Below are 19,029 nucleotides of genomic sequence, written 5' to 3'. Positions count from 1 at the left end.
GTGGCGCGGGAAGTCCGCAGGTCAGACCGGCGAAAATGGACCACTGAGCAGCGCACGACAGGCACCACAGGAGAGAAGGCATGGCCCGCACCAGCAAGCAGGCTCCCGAGGAGGACTTCGAGGAGCACATCGTCGACACCGACGTGAGCGACGAGATGCGTTCGAGCTTCCTCGAGTACGCCTACTCGGTGATCTACGCCCGCGCCCTGCCCGACGCGCGCGACGGCCTCAAGCCGGTGCAGCGACGCATCCTCTACACGATGGACGACCTCAACCTCCGGCACGACCGGGGCCACGTCAAGAGCGCGCGCGTCGTCGGTGAGGTCATGGGCCGGCTCCACCCTCACGGCGACGGCGCGATCTACGACGCGCTCGTGCGCCTGATCCAGACCTGGTCGCTCCGGCTGCCGCTCGCCGACGGACACGGCAACTTCGGGTCGCAGGACGACCCGCCGGCCGCCATGCGCTACACCGAGGTCCGGATGGACGCCGCAGCCGAGGCGATGACGGCGTCGATCAACGAGGACACCGTCGACTTCAAGCCCAACTACGACGGCCGCGAGACCGAGCCGGTCGTGCTGCCGGCGGCCTTGCCCAACCTGCTCGTCAACGGGGCCAGCGGCATCGCCGTCGGCATGGCGACCAACATCGCCCCGCACAACCTGATCGAGGTCGTGCAGGCGCTGCGTCACCTGATCAACCACCCGTCCGCCGACCTCGACGACCTGATGCGGTTCATCCCCGGGCCCGACCTGCCCACCGGCGGCAAGATCGTCGGCCTCGAGGGGATCCGCGACGCGTACGCCACGGGCAACGGCTCGTTCCGCATGCGCGCGTCGGCCCGCATCGAGAACGTCACCGCACGGCGCAAGGGCATCGTCATCACCGAGCTGCCCTACAACGTGGGCCCCGAGAAGGTCATCGAGGCCATCAAGAAGCTCGTCCAGGCCAAGAAGCTCCAGGGCATCTCGGACATCAAGAACCTCACCGATCGGCACAAGGGTCTCAACCTCGTCATCGAGATCAAGAACGGATTCATCCCCGAGACGATCCTCGAGCAGCTCTACAAGAGCACCCCGATGGAGAGCTCGTTCGGCATCAACGCCGTGGCCCTGGTCGACGGCCAGCCCCGCACGCTGGGGCTCAAGGAGATGCTGGAGGTCTACCTCGGCCACCGCATCGAGGTCGTGCGCCGTCGCACGCAGTTCCGCCGGGGCAAGGCTGCGGACCGCCTGCACCTGCTGGACGGCCTGATGCTCGCGTTGGTCGACATCGACGAGGTCATCCAGCTGATCCGCGCGAGCGAGAACCGCACCGAGGCCAAGGAACGCCTCATGACAGTGTTCGACCTGTCCGACATCCAGGCGACCTACATCCTCGACCTGACCCTCGGGCGGCTCACCAAGTACGACCGGATCGAGGTCGAGCGCGAGATCGCCGAGCTCCGCACGCTCATCGACCAGCTCGACGCGATCCTCGCCGACGAGCAGGTCCTCCGCGGCGTCGTCGGCGACGAGCTCAACGAGATGGCGCAGACCTTCGGCACCCCGCGCCGCACGGTGCTCCTGGAGTCGTCGGGCCAGACCGCGACGGCCGCCTCGCCGCTCGAGGTCGCCGACGACCCCTGCTGGGCCCTTCTGTCGGGGACCGGCCTGCTGGCCCGCACGTCCGACGACTCGCCGCTGGGTGACGTCGACCGTCGCGTCAAGCACGACACGATCGTGTCGGCCGTACGCACGACGGCCCGTGGTGAGATCGGCGTCGTCATGTCCGACGGCCGAATCCAGCGCATCTCGGTGCTCGAGCTGCCGGCGCTCCCTCCGACAGCCCAGTCCCCCAACCTCCAGGGCGGCATGCCGCTGCGTGAGATCCCCGGCCTCGAAGGCACGGTGCTGGCCCTGACGCGGCTCAGCGACTCGGGGCCCGGCCTGGCGCTGGGCACTCGTTCGGGCGTCGTCAAGCGGGTCAAGCCCGAGCAGCTGTCGCGTGACTCGTGGGACATCATCTCGCTCGACGACGGCGACGCCCTGGTCGGTGCGGTCGAGCTGGCGACGGGCGACGAGGAGCTCGTGTTCGTGACCTCCGACGCGCAGCTCCTGCACTTCCCGGCCTCCCTCGTGCGCCCGCAGGGACGCGCGGGCGGCGGCGTCGCGGGCATCAAGCTGGCTCCCGGGGCCAGGGCGGTGTCGTTCGGGGCGGTCAGCGACATCGACTCGGCCCACGTCGTCACGATCGCCGGATCGGGCGACGCGCTGCCCGGCACCCAGAACGGCGCCGTCAAGGTCAGCCCGATGGCGATCTACCCCGCCAAGGGCCGGGCCACCGGCGGCGTCCGCTGCCAGCGGCTGCTCAAGGGCGAGGACGGGCTGCTGCTGGCCTGGGTCGGCGACGGCCGGCCGATGGCGTGCGCCACGAGCGGATCGCCGGTCGACCTGCCCGAGCCCACCGACCGTCGTGACGGGTCCGGCGTGCCTGCGGCCCAGCCCATCCTGGCGGTGTCCGGTCCGGCCGGTTCACTCGCGATCTGAGCCGTCGAGCGTGCAACACTGAGCCGTGCGCACCAGACACCTGATCCTCACCGTCGCCGCCTCGGCCCTGATGCTCGCCGGCTGCACCGGCTCCTCGGACGGGGACAAGGGTGGCGACCCGGCCAAGCTGCAGGCGCGATTGACCGATGCCAAGGCGGGTCTCGACGACGCGGAGACCATCACGATCTCGCTGGCCACCGAGAAGCTGCCCTCCGGTGTGACCGGGCTGCTGTCGGCCAAGGGCAAGGGCAACCACTCGCCCGCGTTCGAGGGCAAGGTCAAGGTCGTCACCGGCGGATCCAGCCTCGATGCCGACGTCGTCGCGGTCGACGGCAAGGTCTACGCCAAGACGAGCTTCGCGCCCGTCTTCCTCACGATCGACCCGGCATCGCTCAAGGCGCCTGACCCGGCGTCGCTGCTCGACACCGAGACCGGGATCAGCCAGATCCTCGCGAAGACCGAGAAGCTCGACGAGGGTGAGAAGTCCCGGGACGGTGAGGACGTGCTGACCACGATCCGCGGCACCCTGCCCGGCAGCCTGGTCAAGGACATCATCCCGTCGGCTGCCGAGGGCAAGACGTTCGCCGTGACCTACCGGCTCGACGACGACGACGTACTGCGCGACGCAACGCTGAAGGGGCCGTTCTACCCCAACGGCGGAGACGTCACCTACACCGTCAAGCTCACGACCTCCGACACCCCCGTCACCATCGAGCCGCCGTCCCGCGCCGGTCGATGACTTCCCAGGAGGCCATCAGTCCCGCCTCGAAGGTGCTGCTGGGGCTGGCTGCCGTCGCGATCTCCTTCGCTGCGGCGGACACGTACGTCGTGGTGCTCGCGCTGCCCGACATGATGACCTCGACGGGTCTCGACCTCGACGAGCTGCAGCGGGCTGCGCCGATCGTGTCGGGCTTCCTGCTCGGCTACGTCGGCGTGCTCCCGCTCATCGGCCGCATCTCCGACCTGCGCGGACGGATCCCCGTGCTGCTCGGATCGCTCGTGGTGTTCGCAGTCGGCTCGCTCGTCACGGCGGCTGCCTACAACCTCGAGAGCATCGTCCTGGGCCGGCTGATCCAGGGCATCGGAGGCGGCGGACTGATCCCGCCGACGTTGGCCCTCGTCGCCGACCTGTGGCCGCCCCACCGCCGCGGGCTGCCGCTCGGGATCGTCGGCGCCGTGCAGGAGCTGGGCAGCGTCCTGGGTCCGCTCTACGGGGCTGTCGTGCTGGCGTTCGGTGACTGGCGCCTGATCTTCTGGCTGAACTGCGCGATCGGACTCGTGCTGGCCGCCGCGATGCTCACGCGCCGTGACGCCGTGCCGAGCGAGCAGTCCCCGACGACCCATCGGTTCGATGTCCTCGGGGCCGCCCTGGCCACCCTCGCCCTGGCCTGCCTGGCAGTCGTGATGCTCGAGCCCCGCCGGCTGGCCGACGGCGTGACGAGCGGACTGGCGTTCCTGCCGGTCACCGGCGATTCCCGCTGGCTCACCCCGCTCGCCCTCACGGCGTACGGGATCCTGGTGCTCTTCGTGCTGCGTCAGGCCACGGCGCGCCGCCCGCTCGTCGGATGGCGCGACTGGCCGGCCTTGGCCCGTGACACCGACATCTCCGGCGCGCTGCTGCTCACCACGGGCCTCGGAGCGGTCATCCTGACGTTCGCGTCCGCCGAGCCCGAGAGTGCCGCCATCTCCGACCAGGCGCCGTGGCTCGTGCCGATCGCGATCGTCGCATTCGCCGGTTTCGCCGTGCGGCAGCGGCGCGCGACACGGCCGCTGATCCCCCGCCGCGCCCTGAGCGCCACGCCCGCATGGGGAGCTCTGGTCGTCTCGTTCTTCGTCGGCGCGGCCCTGATCGCGGCACTCGTCGACATCCCGTTCTTCGCCCGGCTCACGGTGCACCGCGACTCCCAGCTCGACGCCGCACTGGTCCTCGTACGCTTCCTCGTCGCGCTGCCGATCGGCGCGGTGCTGGGTGGATGGCTCCTGCGCAAGGTCCCGGCGTCGATCCTCACGTCGGCGGCCATGGTGATGAGCGCCATCGCGTTCTGGCACATGTCGACGTGGGACGCGCAGTCGCTCGACCGCCCGGTCGAGACCTGGTCACTCGTCCTCGGCGGCCTGGGCTTCGGCCTCGCGATCGCGCCGGTCAACGCCGTCCTGCTCGCTCATACCGCCGACGCGGTCCACGGCGTCGCGTCGGCGCTGCTGATCGTCGCGCGCATGGTCGGCATGCTGCTCGGCATCTCCGCCCTCACGACGATCGGCCTGCGGGCGTTCTACCACGCCTCGGAGAAGATCCCGCCGGCCGCCGAGCTGTGCGAGGGCAAGGCGACGCTCTGCCAGGCGTACAAGGATGCCGTGCGTGACGCCGGCATCACTCAGCTGCACGCCGTGTTCGTCGGCGCTGCCGTGTGCGCCCTCGTGGCCGCGGTCCTCGCCTTGGTGGTCCTCCGTGACGAGGACCCGACAGCCACCCGATAATCTGTCGCCCATGCCTGACTTCGACGACTTGCTGGCCGCCAATCGCGACTACGCCGAGGAATTCGGGTTCTCCGGGTTCGACGGCATCGCGCACGCCGGCGTGGCCATGGTGACCTGCATGGACTCGCGGATCGACCCGCTGCGGATGATCGGCCTCGGCCCCGGCGACGCCAAGATCCTGCGCAATCCCGGAGGCCGGGTCACCGACCAGGCGCTCGTCGCCCTGGTGCTCGGCGTGACCCTGCTGCAGGTGCGCCGCGTCCTCATCGTGGAGCACACCCGGTGCGCGATGGCGTCGTCGACGGAGGACGAGCTCAAGGCGCGGGTCGGCGACGCCGCCGGCACCGACGCGTCGTGGATGACCCTCGGCGCGATCGTCGACCAGGAGAACACCGTGCGCGCTGACGTCATGCGCGTGCGCAGCCACCCGCTCATCGGCGACGACATCCTCGTCGGCGGGTTCGTCTACGACGTCGACACCGGGCTGCTCAAGCCCGTCGCCTGAGCTCAGGCGTCGATGCGGTCCGCGTCGATCTCGTAGGCACCCTGCACGATGAACTCCTTGCGCGGGGGCACCTCGTTGCCCATCAACAGCTCGAAGACCGACGAGGCCTCCTCGCCGTCGTCGACCGTGAGTCGCCGCAGCGTGCGGTGCCGCGGGTCCATCGTGGTCTCGGCCAGCTGACTGGCGTCCATCTCGCCGAGGCCCTTGTAGCGCTGGACCGGGTCCTTCCAACGGATGTTCTTGCGCTGGAGCTCGGCGAGCTTGCGCTGCAGCTCAGCGTCCGAGTAGGTGTAGACGTACTTGTCCTGGCCCTTCTTGGGGTTGGACAGCTCGATGCGGTGCAACGGCGGGACGGCGGTGTAGACCCGGCCCGCGTCGACCAGCTCACGCATGTAGCGGAAGAACAGGGTGGCCAGCAGGCACCGGATGTGCGCCCCGTCGGAGTCTGCGTCCGCCATGAAGATGATGCGTCCGTAGCGGGCCGCGTCGACGTCGAACGTACGGCCGGAGCCCGCGCCGACGACCTGGATGATCGACGAGCACTCGGCATTCTTGAGCATGTCGCCGATGCTGGCCTTCTGGACGTTGAGGATCTTGCCCCGGATCGGCAGCAGGGCCTGGAACTCCGAGTCGCGGGCCGACTTGGCGGTGCCGAGGGCCGAGTCGCCCTCGACGATGAACAGCTCCGAGCGCTCGACGTCGTTGCTGCGGCAGTCCGCCAGCTTGGCCGGCAGCGCACTCGACTCGAGTGCGTTCTTGCGCCGCTGGGTGTCGCGGTGCTGACGGGCGGCCAACCGGGTCTTGGAGGCGTCGACGACCTTCTCCATGACCCGACGCGCCTTGGCCTTGTGCGCGGCCTTGGTGGACGTCAGGAACGCCTTGAGCTCGCGGGAGACGACCTGGTTGACGATCTTGGTGACCGCCGGCGTGCCGAGGACCTCCTTGGTCTGGCCCTCGAACTGCGGCTCCGCCAGGCGTACGGTCACCACCGCGGTCATGCCCTCGAGCGCGTCGTCCTTGATGACGTCGGCGTCGCCGGACTTGAGCAGCCGGGTGGTTCGCAGCACGTCGTTGAACGTCTTGGTGACGCCGCGTTCGAAGCCGTTGAGGTGGGTGCCGCCCTTGGGCGTGGCGATGATGTTGACGAACGACTGCACGTGCGTGTCGTATCCGGTGCCCCATCGCACGGCGATGTCGACGCCGAGCCTCCGCTCGATGTCCTGCGGCGTCATGTGACCCTTGTCGTCCAGCAGCGGGACGGTCTCGGTGAACACGTCCTCGCCCTGGAGGCGCAGCACGTCGCTGACGGGCTCGTCGGTCGCGAGGAACTCGCAGAACTCGGTGATGCCGCCGTCGTGGCGGAACTTCTCCTCGTGCGGCTCGTCGCCGCGCCGGTCGCTGATGACGATCTCGAGGCCCGGCACGAGGAACGAGGTCTGGCGCGCCCGTGCGACGAGCTCCTCGTAGGCGAACTTGGCGCCCTTGATGAAGATCTGCGGGTCCGCCCAGTAGCGCACGCGCGTGCCCGTCCGAGCCTTGGCGACCTTGCCGATCTTGCGCAGCTCGTTGGTCGGGGTGAAGTCCGCGTCGGGGCCGTCGCCGGCGAACACGCCCGGCACGCCCCGGCGGAACGACATCGCCCACGTGGCGCCGCCCTTGTCGACCTCGACGTCGAGTCGCGACGACAAGGCGTTGACGACCGAGGCGCCCACGCCGTGCAGGCCGCCGGTCGCGACGTAGGAGCCACCGCCGAACTTCCCGCCCGCGTGGAGCTTGGTGTAGACGACCTCGACGCCGGTCAGACCGGTCTTCTTCTCGATGTCGACTGGCACCCCGCGCCCGTCGTCCTGCACCTCGACCGACCCGTCGTCGTTGAGCGCCACCCGGATGTGCGTGCCGTAGCCGGACAGCGCTTCGTCGACCGAGTTGTCGATGATCTCCCACAAGCAGTGCATGAGACCGCGGGTGTCGGTCGAGCCGACGTACATGCCGGGACGTTTGCGGACGGCCTCCAACCCCTCGAGGACGAGGAGGTTGCGTGCGTCATAGGTGCTGTCGATGATCGGGTGCCTTTCGAGCTGGTCGAGCTCCTCCCAGACTATCTGCGTCGCCGGACGCAGCCGGCATGACACGCGCCCCGACCGCGCGCCTGCGTCGATTTGTCCCGCTCGGGGAGTATGTATGTCGTAGGTCACGAACGACCACGCGGAATAGCACCCCGTGATTGGATGTTGATCAAGTCAGAACCGCCGAAATGCTCAGAGAGAAGGTCACCGTGACAACACTGACAGCCCCCATGCTGAGCTCCCTCGACCGCTGCGACCGCTGCGGCGCTCAGGCTTATGTCCGCGTGACGCTCGGCGGCGGTGGCGAGCTGCTGTTCTGCGCCCACCACGCGCGGCAGCACGAGGACAAGCTCCGCGAGATGTCCGCCCACATCCACGACGAGAGCGAGCGACTCGCGGCCACACCGACGTCGTCGTTCGCCGACGAAGAGGCCTGAGCCTCACCCAGTCAGCACAGCGAAGGGCCCGGCCAGATCATCTGGCCGGGCCCTTCGCATCTGCTCAGTACGGGTAGCTGCGGTACTCGCGCGACTTCAGGATCGCCTTGAAGTGCTCGAGGTAGTCGTCGTAGACCGCCGCATCGGTGGTCTCGGTCGTGACCTCGTCGCTGGCGATGAGGTTGGACCCCGTCAGCGCGGCCGAGCCGGCCTGCACCAGCTTGGTGCGCGACCCGGCGCTGGGCCACGTCCCACCCGACGGCAGCTGTTCGTCCTTGTTGAGCTTGTTGGGCTTGAGGATCGCGTCGACCAGGATCGTCTTGTCGTGCGGCTTGGCCCACGCCGCCTCGATGCGGCGGTTCGACGTCTTGAACACGTCGAGGATCGGCCGGCAGATGCGGATGTACTGCTGGCAGTGCGCCACCCGGTTGACCTTGAGGTCGTCCTCGAAGTAGACGCCGGAGATCTTGCAACCGCCGTCGGCGAGCTCCACGAGCTTGTGCGCCACCGAGATGCGGCGGTACTTGAACCGGTTCTGCTGGAGCCGGATGCGGCACTGGTCGTCGGGCACGATCCGGTTGAGCAGGTTCAGCACGGGATCCTTGCCGTTGTTCGGCGTCGCGAAGATCGGCGTCGCATAGACCGTCACGTTGGCGAGGTTGGAGTAGAACATGCCGTACTGGGCGAAGCTCGTGCTGTAGCCGTCGGCGCCGCCGTAGTACCCGTACTTCGTGTAGTGGTCGCGGACGTACTGCAGGTAGCTGGACCCGATGTTCCGCTCGGCCCACATGTCGCTCCACATGCGTCGGAGCTGCAACGACAGCTTCCTGTCGTTGTAGACCGTGAGGCCGTTGTTGTAGGTGCGCTCACCGCTCGGGCCACCGAGGTTGGCCGAGCCGGTCCACAGCACGCCTTGGGCGTTCTTCTTGTCACGGGTGAACGTGTTGCCGATCAGCAGGATCTTGCTGTGCATGATCGCGGCGCTCTGGCTGGACAGGCACGCGAGGCTCTTGCCTTTGGAGCAGATGTGGTACGCGCCGTAGTGCTTGCCCTTGTAGGTCGCGCGCTTGAGGGCGGACGCGAGCGCACGCGACTCCTTCGACTGCGAGGCCTTGCCGTGGATGACCCGGACCTTGACGCCGGCCTTGGCCGCGCGGACGAGCTCGCGTCCGACGCGATGGGAGTTCTCCATGCGGGAGATCGACATGAGGACGTAGTTGTCGGCCCTGGAGGCCGACGACCGGGTCGCGCCGGTCCGCGGGTCACGGTAGGTCCCGCGGATCAGGCGCTCCAGGTCGTCGAGCAGCGAGAAGTCGCTGTTGGCCGCGCTGGAGATCGACTTGTAGGGACGCGAGAAGTTGCTCTCGAGCGTCACCGGGTAGTCACCGCCGTAGGGGCTGCCGGAGACCGTGGGACCGGCCTTGGCCGGCGCCGGCTCCTCGGAGTCGACCTGGTCGGGCGCCGGGACGCTCGGCGTCGGGTCCGTGGGCGAGTCGGTCGTGGCGTCGGCGGCGACCGGCACGGTCGGATCGACCTCTCCGGACGCCCCGGCACCCAGTCCGAGGATCAGGGTCGCGGCCAGTGCACCCACGCCGAGGGCACGAAGGCCACGCGTGGATCGGTTCGTTTTTTGCACAGGTCTGGTCTCCGAGACGTTCGTCGTGCACGTGACAGGTCGAGACAGTCTAACGCAGACCGCGCCGGACTCGTCCGCGCTAGCGCAACGACTGGCGCGCCGGTCCTCGGACCGCGAACCGAGCTCAAGAAAGATTGTCTGATCACGAGCGGACGGCATCGAAGAGGGTTAGCGTGAAAGAGCCTCCCCGGAGGCGCTCCCACTCCCAGCCCGGAAGGAAACTCCCATGCGTCACACCATCCGCGTGGCTCTGGTCGCAGCAACGGCCTCAGCTGCCCTGATCGGCTCGGCCGCGACAGCGACCGCTGAGTCCGCAGCGGTCGACGACAAGCGCTACGACGTTCTCTACACCTCGGACCCCGAAGAGGGCCGCCTCAAGCTCGCCTCCCAGGGCACGTATCAGGAGGCCATCACCGGCGGCAGCATCGACGCCAAGAGCCTCAAGGCCAACCACGGCAAGGAGTTCCTGTCGATCCGCGTCGACCTGCACCGTCTCGGTAGTGACTACGGGACGGTAGGCGGAAGCATCAAGCTCAACGGTGGCGTCGACGAGGACGCGAACTTCACCGCAGGCGTCGAGGGCGACGAAGCATGGGCCGAGGTCTACCCCAGCGAGACCAGCAACAGCGACACCTACTGCGCGTCGTGGTCGTCCACCGGGCGGGTCAAGGCGTCGGGCAAGGCCGGCGTCGGTGGCTACGTGCAGCTGTACATCCCGCGTTCGTGCCTCGGCAACCCCAACCAGGTGCGTGTGGGTGCCGCGTCGTTCATGTACCCCTTCCTCGTCGACGCGGCGCGGAAGGGTGCAACCGTCCGGCAGCAGGCGCAGGCGAGCCGGGAAGCGCTCGTCGAGGACGGGCCGAACTTCTACGTCGATCCGATCAGCGCGAAGTACTACGGAGCCGGATCGCGCGACGCGGCCCAGGTCATCCAGCTGACGCCTTGGCTGTCGCGCAACTGACGCCATGACGACGCCCCCTCATCCAGTCGGATGAGGGGGCGTTCTCTTGCCTGTGGTCAGTCGAGGTAGTCGCGCAGCACCTGCGAGCGCGACGGGTGACGCAGCTTGCTCATGGTCTTGGACTCGATCTGGCGGATGCGCTCGCGCGTGACGCCGTAGACCTTGCCGATCTCGTCGAGCGTCTTGGGCTGGCCGTCCGTGAGACCGAACCGCATCGAGACGACGCCGGACTCGCGCTCCGAGAGGGTGTCGAGGACCGCGTGCAGCTGCTCCTGCAGGAGCGTGAAGGACACGGCATCGGCCGGGACGATCGCCTCCGAGTCCTCGATCAGGTCGCCGAACTCCGAGTCGCCGTCCTCGCCGAGGGGGGTGTGGAGGCTGATGGGCTCACGGCCGTACTTCTGGACCTCGACAACCTTCTCGGGCGTCATGTCGAGCTCGATCGCGAGCTCCTCGGGGGTGGGCTCGCGACCGAGGTCCTGGAGCATCTGGCGCTGCACGCGGGCGAGCTTGTTGATGACCTCGACCATGTGGACGGGGATGCGGATCGTGCGGGCCTGGTCGGCCATGGCGCGGGTGATCGCCTGGCGGATCCACCAGGTGGCATACGTCGAGAACTTGAAGCCCTTGGTGTAGTCGAACTTCTCGACCGCGCGGATCAGGCCGAGGTTGCCCTCCTGGATCAGGTCGAGGAACAGCATGCCGCGACCGGTGTAGCGCTTGGCCAGTGAGACGACGAGGCGCAGGTTGGCCTCGAGCAGGTGGTTCTTGGCGCGGCGGCCGTCGATCGTGATCCACTCGAGCTCCTCGAGCATCTTGGCCGAGATGCGGCCGCCCTTGGCGAGCTTCTCCTCGGCGAAGAGGCCGGCCTCGATGCGCTTGGCCAGCTCGACCTCCTGGCCGGCGGTCAGCAGCGAGACCTTGCCGATCTGCTTGAGGTAGTCCTTGACCGGGTCGGCGGTGGCGCCGGCGACCATGACCTGCTGGACCGGCTCGTCGCTCTCGTCGGCGGCCGAGATCGTGAAGGACGACTGCTCGTCCTCCTTGAGCGTCGGGTCCGTCGCGAGGTCCTTCTCGAACTCCTCGTCGGGGATGTCCGGCAGGATCTTCTTGCCCTGGGCGTCGACCATCACGGTGCCATCAGCGACGGGCGGCACCTCGAGGGCGTCGGCCAGGTCGATGCCCGCGGGAATCTTCGACTCCTCCTGAGGCTCGGCACCCTTCTTGGGCGCGGCCTTCCTGGGCGCGGCCTTCTTGGCCGGGGCTTTCTTCGCTGCGGTCTTCTTGGCGGTGGTGCTGGATGCGGTCTTGGTCACTGTCACTTCTGTCTTGGCCGGGGAACGGGACGGTGTGGTGGCCTTCTTGGCCGGGGTCTTGGCGGGGGCAGCCTTCTTGGCCGCTGTCGTGCTGGCTGTCTTCTTGGCCGGGGCCTTCTTGGGTTCTTCCACAGGCTCTTCCTTGGCTCCCCCGAGCAGCTTCTTCACGGCGCGGATCGGCAATCCTGCTGCGGGATTCACCGGCACGTCAACCTCACAAAGCGGTAGATGGGCGCAACAAAGAGGCCTGTGGTCAACCTCTGGCTCAAGTGTGCCATGAGGAGCCAACCCCCGGCATCTCAGGGTCCTCTCAGGAGCGCGTGGGCCAGGTGTGCACCGGATCGCCCTGGTGCATGTGCTCCTCGTACGCCTGCGTCGTCGCCCTCATGGCGTCCGCGCGATCGGTCGTCGAGCTGCGGTGGTGGGCGAACTCGTCGATCAGCCAGGTCGCCCCGTTGCGACCCGTGATGCAACGCTGCTCGATGATGCCCAGGAGCCGGTCGCTGACGGCGGAGTCGACCTCCATCTCCTCGAGCCCGGCGTGGGCCAGCGGAAGGAGCTGCCGCAGGACCAGCTCCCGTGCTGACACCGTGCCCACCGACGGCCAGTAGATGTCGGTGTCGATGCCGGCACGGGCGGCCTGGTGGAAGTTGTCCTCGGCGGCACGGAACGACAGCTGGGACCAGACCGGGCGATCGCTGGTGCCCAGCACCTTGACGAGCCCATAGAACAAAGCGGCATTGGCCATCGTGTCGGCAACGGTCGGACCGGCCGGCAGCAGCCGGTTCTCGATGCGCAGGTGCGGCCGGCCGTCGGCGACGTCGTAGATCGGCCGGTTCCAGCGGTAGATCGTGCCGTTGTGCAGCCGGAGCTCAGGCAGGTGAGGCACCCGGCCGGCCTCGAGCTCGACCAGCGGGTCCTCCTCGTCGACGATCGGCAGCAAGGCCGGGAAGTAGCGGACGTTCTCCTCGAAGAGGTCGAAGACGGAGGTGATCCAGCGCTCGCCGAAGAACACCCGCGGCCGGACCCCCTGCGCCTTGAGCTCCTCGCTGCGGGTGTCGGTGGCCTGCTCGAACAGCGCGATGCGGGTCTCGTGCCAGAGCTGCTGGCCCAGCAGGAACGGCGAGTTGGCCCCCACCGCGACCTGGACCGCCGCGATCGCCTGGGCGGCGTTCCACATCGGCGCGAACTCGTCGGGCTCGACCTGCAGGTGCAGCTGGGTGCTGGTGCAGGCGGCCTCGGGGATGATCGTGTCCGCGGTCGTGTCGAGCCGGTCGACTCCGTCGATGACGATCTCGATGTCCTCGCCGCGGGCGTTGAGGATCTGCTCCGACAACAGGTGGTAGCGCGGGTTGGCCGAGATGGACTCCCTGCTGAAGTGCCCTTCCTGCAACGTCGGCAGGATGCCGATCATCAGCAGGTGGGCGCCGACCTCGGCGGCCTTGGCCTGCGCGTGGTTCAGGTCGTCGCGGAGGGACGCCTGCAGCTCGTCGAGCCCGTTCCCGGCGATCCGTGCCGGCGGCACGTTGATCTCCACGTTGAACAGGCCGAGCTCGGTCTGGAAGTCCTCGTCAGCGATCGCCGCGAGCGCCTCGGCGTTCTTGAGGGCCGGATCGCCCTGGCTGTCGACGAGGTTGAACTCGATCTCGATGCCGACATGGGTGTGCTGGAAGGACAGGTCGTGCTCGCTCAGCATGCGGGCGAAGACGTCGAGGCACCGGCGCACCTTGGCGCGATAGCGCGTACGGTCCTCGCGGCTGAACTCCCGAGCGTCGACGTCCTGTCCCATGCGAGACAGCCTATGGGGATGAGCGGCAGTCGGCGGCTCGAAGAGCGAGCCAGTGCGACGGAGCAATCCCGCCCTCCAGCATCTGGAGCATCAGGCGGGCCATCGAATACGTCTCGTCGGCGCGCAGCGCGCGCTCCACGGCGATCAGGGCCTGCGCGCCGTCGCCGGTCAGCCAGGCCGCGAAGGCCGCCAGACTGAGGACCGCAGGTTCGAACGGTGGGACGACGCTGCGGGAGACCAGCGTCAGCAGTCGCAGCATGTCGTCCGCCGTCTCCCCCGTGATCTGGTTCCACACCTCGTCGCGGACCGGGATCCCGTTGACCCAGACGGAGAACCGGGTGATGTCGTCGTCGCTGAGCCGTTCGCCGGCCAGGCCTCGGTCGAGGATCGGCTGGACCTGCTGCATCCCCACCGAGGCGAGGTCGTCCTCCGACGTTCGCGCCATCAACGGCACGACCTGCCGCAGGATCTCGTCGGCTGCCTGCTCCAGCCAGGCGCGTCGGGGACCGGCGACGGCGGCGAAGCGATCGACCAGAGCCTGCCGATCCGGCAGGATCTGCTGGCCCGCGGCGATCGCCTGGACCACCGCCAGGTGGTGGTCGGACGTCTCGTAGGCGAGGCCGCCCGGCGGGAACCCGGGCTCGTCGGACCAGTAGCGGTCACCGTCGGCTCTGACCGCCACGACCAGGGTGATCGGCGGGAGCAGACGCTCGATCGCGGCCAGCAGCGCCTGCGCGACCTCCTGATCCAGGGTCACCGCCATGACGATCGCGCCCTCGGCTCCGTGGCGCGACAGGTGACCGACGACGACCTCGGCGAGATCGTCCACCTGCTCGCGCGACGGCATGTCGACCCGCAGCCGGAAGCCGAACCGACGCCGTGGTCCGGAGGTCGCGATCGCGACGAGGGACTCCTCGGGCCGGAAGCCGAACAGCGTGGGCAGGGCGTTGAGGAGATCAGGGATGTCGTGGGCCGTGTAGACCGAGGGCGTCTGCGTCATGCCACCACGCTTCCGGCCGGCCGACCCGGTCGTCCATCGACGACTCGGGCCCTGTGGGCGCCGCGGACTGGTCCCGGACCTGTGGACAGGCCTATCGTGGTCGGAGCCCGGTCAACCGGCCGGGCACAGTTCTCAGGGCGGGGTGGAAGTCCCCACCGGCGGTAAGGGCGGCGTCAGCCGTCCGGAGCCCGCGAGCGCCTCCTCCGGGAGGGTCAGCAGACCCGGTGTGACTCCGGGGCCGACGGTCACAGTCCGGATGAGAGAGAACGACCGAGCGACCCTGCGTCGCGCGGTCAGCCCTGATTCAGCTCCGAGGAGAGTCATGAATCAGCCCACCACCCACCGCATCGCCGTGGTCCGCGCCCAGTGGCACGAGGATCTCGTCGGCATCTGCCAGCGCGCGTTCGCCGAGGAGCTGCAGCGCGTCGCACCCGAGACGGGCATCGACACGTTCACCGTGCCCGGCGCCGTCGAGATCCCCCTCCATGCCCGGCTGCTGGCACTGACGGGTCGGTACGACGCCGTCGTCGCGATGGCTCTGGTCGTCGACGGGGGAATCTTCCGGCACGAATTCGTGGCCGAGGCGGTCGTCTCGGCGCTCGTGGAGGTCGGCCTGGCCACGGACGTGCCGGTGCTGTCGGCGGTGCTCACGCCGCACCACTTCCGCGAGGAGGGACCGGTCGCCGACTTCTTCACCACGCACATGGCGATCAAGGGGACCGAGGCGGCGAGTGCCTGCGTGGCGACCCTCGCGTCGCTCGAGCGGATCGCCACGATGACCGGTTGACCGGCACGGCAGGTCGCTGTCGGCGGGTCGGGAGACAATGGCCGCATGCGGTCCACGGCGTCGATCATGCACCTCGACCTCGACGCCTTCTTCGCCTCGGTCGAGCAGCGCGACAAGCCCTCGTTGCGCGGCCGGCCGGTCATCGTCGGAGGCATCGGTCCACGCGGCGTCGTGGCGACGGCGTCCTACGAGGCGCGCGTCCACGGGGTGCGATCGGCCATGCGCACGGCGGAGGCGCGGGCCAGGTGCCCGCACGCTGCGTTCCTCGGCGGCCGTTTCGACGCCTACCGCGAGGCCAGCCGGCTGGTCATGGAACGCCTGCGCGAGGCGTCCGAGATCATCGAGCCCCTCTCGCTCGACGAGGCGTTCGTCGACCTCGGCGCCGGTCCCGACTTCGATCCCGACCGGGTCGACGAGATCGTGGCCGGCATCCGGGCGGACATCGCCGAGGTCACCGGCGGCCTGACGGCGTCGGTCGGCGTCGCCTCGTCCAAGCTCATGGCCAAGATCGCCAGCGAGATCAACAAGCCTGACGGGGTCTTCGTGGTCGAGCCCGGCACCGAGGCCGACGTGCTGGGACCCATGCAGGCGACCGTCATCCCGGGCGTGGGCCCGGCCACCGCCGAGCGGCTCCGGCGGGTGGGCATCCTGACGGTCGAGGACCTGCGCTCCCCCAGCGAGGACGAGCTCGTACGCCTGCTCGGCCAGGCGTCCGGACGTTCGTTGCACCGCATGGCGCGGGCCGACGACGACCGTCCGGTCATGGCCTCACGCGAGACCAAGTCGGTCAGCGTCGAGGACACCTTCGAGCAGGACATCTCCGACCGGCTGCAGCTCGAGACGATCATCGAGCGGATGGCCCGGTCGGTCTCCGGCCGGCTGCGCAAGAACGGACTGTCGGGACGCACCGTGACGCTCAAGATGCGCCACCACGACTTCGAGACGCACACCCGGTCCACGACGCTGCCCAACCCGACCGACAACGCCCGCATCCTGGCCACGACGGCGCGGGGTCTGCTGGCCGGTGAGGACATCAGCAACGGCCTGCGGCTGCTCGGCGTCGGCGTCAGCGGGCTCGCCGACTGGGTGCAGGACGACCTGTTCGCCTCCGACGAGGACGACGACGTCGACGACGAGCCCGAGGAGGAGACCGTGGCCCGTCCCACGCGGTGGTACCCCGGCATGGACGTCCACCACGACGATCACGGTGACGGGTGGGTGTGGGGTGCCGGCCTCGGCCGGGTCACCGTCCGCTTCGAGACCCGGTGGACACCGCCTGGTCCGGTCCACACGTTCCGGGCCGATGACCCTGCGTTGGGCGCGGGCCACACCGGTACGTTCGAGGTATGACCGTCCCCCCTCCGCAGGCCGAGCGCCGGCCCATCGTCCGCAGCCACCACGGAGACGACTTCGTCGACGACTACGAGTGGCTGCGCGACAAGGAGGACCCGGCGACCCTGGCCTACCTCGAGGCCGAGAACGCGCACACCGATGCCGCCACCGCGCACCTCGAGCCCCTGCGGCAGCAGATCTTCGACGAGATCAAGGCCCGGACGCTCGAGACCGACCTCTCGGTCCCGGTGCGCCGCGGGAAGTGGTGGTACTACGCCCGCACGGTCGAGGGCCAGCAGTATGCCATCCGGTGCCGCTGCCCCATCGACGACGCCGACGACTGGCACCCGCCCGTGCTCGAGGCCGGGGCGGAGATCGCCGGCGAGGAGATCCTGCTCGACTCCAACGTCGAGGCCGAGGGTCATGAGTTCTTCTCGCTTGGCGCGTTCAGCGTCAACGACGACGAGACGCTCCTCGCCTGGTCCGTCGACACCCAGGGCGACGAGCGCTACACGATCCGGGTCAAGGACCTGCGCACCGGCGAGGTGCTGCCCGACGAGATCACGGCGACCAGCGGCGGCGCCACGTGGGCGGCCGGCGGCACCCACCTGTTCTACACGACCGTCGACGACGCGTGGCGCCCTCACCGCGTGTGGCGCCACCGGCTCGGCTCGTCTGACGAGGACGTGCTGGTCCACGAGGAGCCCGACGAGCGCTACTTCATCGGCGTCGGCCGCACCCAGTCCGAGCGCTTCCTCGTCATCGGGCTGTCGTCCAAGATCACCAGCGAGGTGCGCGTCCTCGAGGCCGATGACCCGGAGGGCGAGTTTCGCGTTGTCCTGCCCCGCCGCGACGGGGTGGAGTACTCCCTCGAGCACGCCGTCATCGGCGGCGAGGACTTCTTCCTCGTGCTCCACAACGACGGAGCGCTCAACTTCCAGCTCGATGCCGTACGGGTCGACGACCCCGGCGTCCGTACGGTCGTGATCCCCGGCAGCGAGACGACCCGCCTCGAGGACGTCGACGTCTTCGCCAAGCAGCTGGTCGTGTCCTACCGTCGTGACGCGCTCTCCCGGATCGGTGTGATGCCCGTGGGCGCCGACGGCATCGATGACCTGACCGAGATCGACTTCGGCGAGGAGCTGTTCACGAGCGGGGTCGGGGCCAACGCCGAGTGGGACCAACCCCTCATCCGCGTCGGCGTGGGCTCGTTCATCACGCCCGCGTCGATCTACGACTACGTCGTGGCGACCGGCGAGCTCATCCTGCGCAAGCAGGCGCCCGTGCTCGGGGGCTACGACCCCGACGACTACGAGCAGCACCGCAGCTGGGCCGTGGCCGACGACGGCGTCCGGGTGCCCGTGTCCATCGTGTGCCGCAAGGACACCCCGCGCGACGGCACCGCACCGGCGCTGATCTACGGCTACGGCGCCTACGAGGCGAGCATGGACCCCGGCTTCTCCGCCATGCGGCTGTCGCTTCTCGACCGTGGGTTCGTGTTCGCGATCGCCCACGTCCGCGGCGGCGGCGAGCTGGGCCGGCACTGGTACGACGACGGCAAGATGCTCCACAAGCGCAACACCTTCACGGACTTCGTCGCGAGTGCCCGGCACCTCGTCAGCGAGGGCTGGACGTCGGCGGACCGCCTGGTCGCGGAGGGCGGCAGTGCGGGGGGCCTGCTCATGGGAGCGGTGGCCAACCTCGCGCCCGATGCGTTTGCCGGCATCGTCGCCAGCGTGCCGTTCGTCGACGCCCTGACGACGATCCTCGACCCGAGCCTGCCGCTCACGGTCATCGAATGGGACGAGTGGGGCAACCCGCTGGAGGACCCGGACGTCTACGCCTACATGAAGTCCTACGCGCCCTACGAGAACGTCGGCGCGCATCCCTATCCCGCCATCCTGGCGGTGACGAGCCTGCACGACACCCGGGTCATGTACGTCGAGCCGGCCAAGTGGGTGGCCCGGCTGCGCGCCACCGCGACAGGCGACGCACCGATCCTGCTCAAGACCGAGATGCACGCCGGTCACGGCGGGGTCAGCGGCCGCTACGCGTCCTGGAAGGAGCGGGCCTGGGAGCTCGCGTGGATCATCGACACCGCCACGGCCGGCTGACGCGGCTCTGGGGCGGATTTTGCCCCCCATGCTAAGAAGCGACTGAGAGTGGAATCCTTGGGGTACCGGAAGCGTTCTGA

The 19,029-nt window shown here is 69.0% G+C and carries 14 protein-coding genes and 1 riboswitch; of the genes, 9 read left to right on the top strand and 5 right to left on the bottom strand.

Going from position 1 to position 19,029, the window contains the following annotated elements:
• The first annotated feature begins 80 nt into the window (after nucleotides 1-80).
• The 4 genes from AB0N22_RS03560 to AB0N22_RS03545 are packed head-to-tail and all read left to right on the top strand — an operon-like array spanning nucleotide 81 to nucleotide 5,511.
• Nucleotides 81-2,528: a DNA topoisomerase IV subunit A gene (locus AB0N22_RS03560; RefSeq protein ID WP_364636171.1), complete on the top strand. Its 2,448-nt coding sequence runs from the start codon at nucleotides 81-83 to the stop codon at nucleotides 2,526-2,528.
• A 25-nt stretch (nucleotides 2,529-2,553) separates the two neighbouring features.
• Nucleotides 2,554-3,267 carry an LppX_LprAFG lipoprotein gene (locus AB0N22_RS03555; protein ID WP_364636169.1) on the top strand — a complete coding sequence of 238 codons (714 nt, stop codon included), beginning with the start codon at nucleotides 2,554-2,556 and terminating at the stop codon, nucleotides 3,265-3,267.
• On the top strand, nucleotides 3,264-5,006 hold the full coding sequence (locus AB0N22_RS03550) for an MFS transporter (protein WP_364636167.1): 1,743 nt from the start codon (nucleotides 3,264-3,266) through the stop codon (nucleotides 5,004-5,006). The genes AB0N22_RS03555 and AB0N22_RS03550 overlap by 4 nt, the downstream gene beginning before the upstream one ends.
• A gap of 10 nt (nucleotides 5,007-5,016) precedes the next feature.
• On the top strand, nucleotides 5,017-5,511 hold the full coding sequence (locus tag AB0N22_RS03545) for a carbonic anhydrase (protein WP_364636165.1): 495 nt from the start codon (nucleotides 5,017-5,019) through the stop codon (nucleotides 5,509-5,511).
• A gap of 2 nt (nucleotides 5,512-5,513) precedes the next feature.
• Here the strand turns inward: AB0N22_RS03545 and AB0N22_RS03540 are convergent, their stop codons facing one another.
• On the bottom strand, nucleotides 5,514-7,613 hold the full coding sequence (locus AB0N22_RS03540; protein ID WP_364639199.1) for a DNA topoisomerase IV subunit B: 2,100 nt from the start codon (nucleotides 7,611-7,613) through the stop codon (nucleotides 5,514-5,516).
• Between the two features lie 152 nt (nucleotides 7,614-7,765).
• Here AB0N22_RS03540 and AB0N22_RS03535 point away from each other — a divergent pair, with 152 nt between their 5' ends.
• Nucleotides 7,766-8,014 (top strand): hypothetical protein, encoded by a 249-nt coding sequence (locus tag AB0N22_RS03535; protein ID WP_364636163.1) that lies wholly within the window; start codon nucleotides 7,766-7,768, stop codon nucleotides 8,012-8,014.
• Between the two features lie 64 nt (nucleotides 8,015-8,078).
• On the opposite strand, the gene AB0N22_RS03530 is transcribed toward AB0N22_RS03535, so the two are convergent.
• The gene (locus tag AB0N22_RS03530; RefSeq protein ID WP_364636161.1) at nucleotides 8,079-9,605 is read right to left on the bottom strand and encodes a phospholipase D-like domain-containing protein; all 1,527 of its coding nucleotides are present in this window, start codon (nucleotides 9,603-9,605) and stop codon (nucleotides 8,079-8,081) included.
• 271 nt (nucleotides 9,606-9,876) lie between these two features.
• Between AB0N22_RS03530 and AB0N22_RS03525 the strand changes: the two genes are divergently transcribed.
• The gene (locus AB0N22_RS03525; protein WP_364636159.1) at nucleotides 9,877-10,611 is read left to right on the top strand and encodes a hypothetical protein; all 735 of its coding nucleotides are present in this window, start codon (nucleotides 9,877-9,879) and stop codon (nucleotides 10,609-10,611) included.
• Between the two features lie 56 nt (nucleotides 10,612-10,667).
• On the opposite strand, the gene AB0N22_RS03520 is transcribed toward AB0N22_RS03525, so the two are convergent.
• From AB0N22_RS03520 to AB0N22_RS03510, 3 genes are all read right to left on the bottom strand, one after another.
• Nucleotides 10,668-12,059 (bottom strand): RNA polymerase sigma factor, encoded by a 1,392-nt coding sequence (locus AB0N22_RS03520; protein WP_364639196.1) that lies wholly within the window; start codon nucleotides 12,057-12,059, stop codon nucleotides 10,668-10,670.
• A gap of 178 nt (nucleotides 12,060-12,237) precedes the next feature.
• Nucleotides 12,238-13,716, bottom strand: coding sequence for a glutamate-cysteine ligase family protein (locus AB0N22_RS03515; RefSeq protein ID WP_364636157.1), 1,479 nt, complete (start codon nucleotides 13,714-13,716; stop codon nucleotides 12,238-12,240).
• Nucleotides 13,717-13,726: 10 nt separating this feature from the next.
• A complete protein-coding gene (locus tag AB0N22_RS03510; RefSeq protein WP_364636155.1) occupies nucleotides 13,727-14,716 on the bottom strand; it encodes a DUF4192 domain-containing protein in 990 nt (329 codons plus the stop codon).
• A gap of 124 nt (nucleotides 14,717-14,840) precedes the next feature.
• A riboswitch (FMN riboswitch) is annotated at nucleotides 14,841-14,988 on the top strand.
• 50 nt (nucleotides 14,989-15,038) lie between these two features.
• Between AB0N22_RS03510 and AB0N22_RS03505 the strand changes: the two genes are divergently transcribed.
• The 3 genes from AB0N22_RS03505 to AB0N22_RS03495 are packed head-to-tail and all read left to right on the top strand — an operon-like array spanning nucleotide 15,039 to nucleotide 18,949.
• Nucleotides 15,039-15,503, top strand: a complete 465-nt coding sequence (locus tag AB0N22_RS03505; RefSeq protein WP_364636153.1) for a 6,7-dimethyl-8-ribityllumazine synthase — start codon at nucleotides 15,039-15,041, stop codon at nucleotides 15,501-15,503.
• Nucleotides 15,504-15,548: 45 nt separating this feature from the next.
• Nucleotides 15,549-16,853, top strand: a complete 1,305-nt coding sequence (locus tag AB0N22_RS03500; RefSeq protein ID WP_364636151.1) for a DNA polymerase IV — start codon at nucleotides 15,549-15,551, stop codon at nucleotides 16,851-16,853.
• A complete protein-coding gene (locus AB0N22_RS03495) occupies nucleotides 16,850-18,949 on the top strand; it encodes a S9 family peptidase (protein WP_364636150.1) in 2,100 nt (699 codons plus the stop codon). The genes AB0N22_RS03500 and AB0N22_RS03495 overlap by 4 nt, the downstream gene beginning before the upstream one ends.
• The last annotated feature ends 80 nt before the right edge of the window (nucleotides 18,950-19,029 follow it).

Source organism: Aeromicrobium sp. NPDC092404 (assembly GCF_040684095.1).
Lineage (GTDB): Bacteria > Actinomycetota > Actinomycetes > Propionibacteriales > Nocardioidaceae > Aeromicrobium.
This window is presented reverse-complemented; position numbering and strand designations above follow the sequence as displayed.

Bases quoted from the DNA above. Each gene is read 5' to 3' on its own strand.
- AB0N22_RS03515 (WP_364636157.1), bottom strand. From the start codon at position 13,716: ATGGGACAGGACGTCGACGCTCGGGAGTTCAGCCGCGAGGACCGTACG.
- AB0N22_RS03560 (WP_364636171.1), top strand. From the start codon at position 81: ATGGCCCGCACCAGCAAGCAGGCTCCCGAGGAGGACTTCGAGGAGCAC.
- AB0N22_RS03505 (WP_364636153.1), top strand. From the start codon at position 15,039: ATGAATCAGCCCACCACCCACCGCATCGCCGTGGTCCGCGCCCAGTGG.
- AB0N22_RS03525 (WP_364636159.1), top strand. From the start codon at position 9,877: ATGCGTCACACCATCCGCGTGGCTCTGGTCGCAGCAACGGCCTCAGCT.
- AB0N22_RS03495 (WP_364636150.1), top strand. From the start codon at position 16,850: ATGACCGTCCCCCCTCCGCAGGCCGAGCGCCGGCCCATCGTCCGCAGC.
- AB0N22_RS03545 (WP_364636165.1), top strand. From the start codon at position 5,017: ATGCCTGACTTCGACGACTTGCTGGCCGCCAATCGCGACTACGCCGAG.
- AB0N22_RS03550 (WP_364636167.1), top strand. From the start codon at position 3,264: ATGACTTCCCAGGAGGCCATCAGTCCCGCCTCGAAGGTGCTGCTGGGG.
- AB0N22_RS03510 (WP_364636155.1), bottom strand. From the start codon at position 14,716: ATGACGCAGACGCCCTCGGTCTACACGGCCCACGACATCCCTGATCTC.
- AB0N22_RS03535 (WP_364636163.1), top strand. From the start codon at position 7,766: ATGCTCAGAGAGAAGGTCACCGTGACAACACTGACAGCCCCCATGCTG.
- AB0N22_RS03500 (WP_364636151.1), top strand. From the start codon at position 15,549: ATGCGGTCCACGGCGTCGATCATGCACCTCGACCTCGACGCCTTCTTC.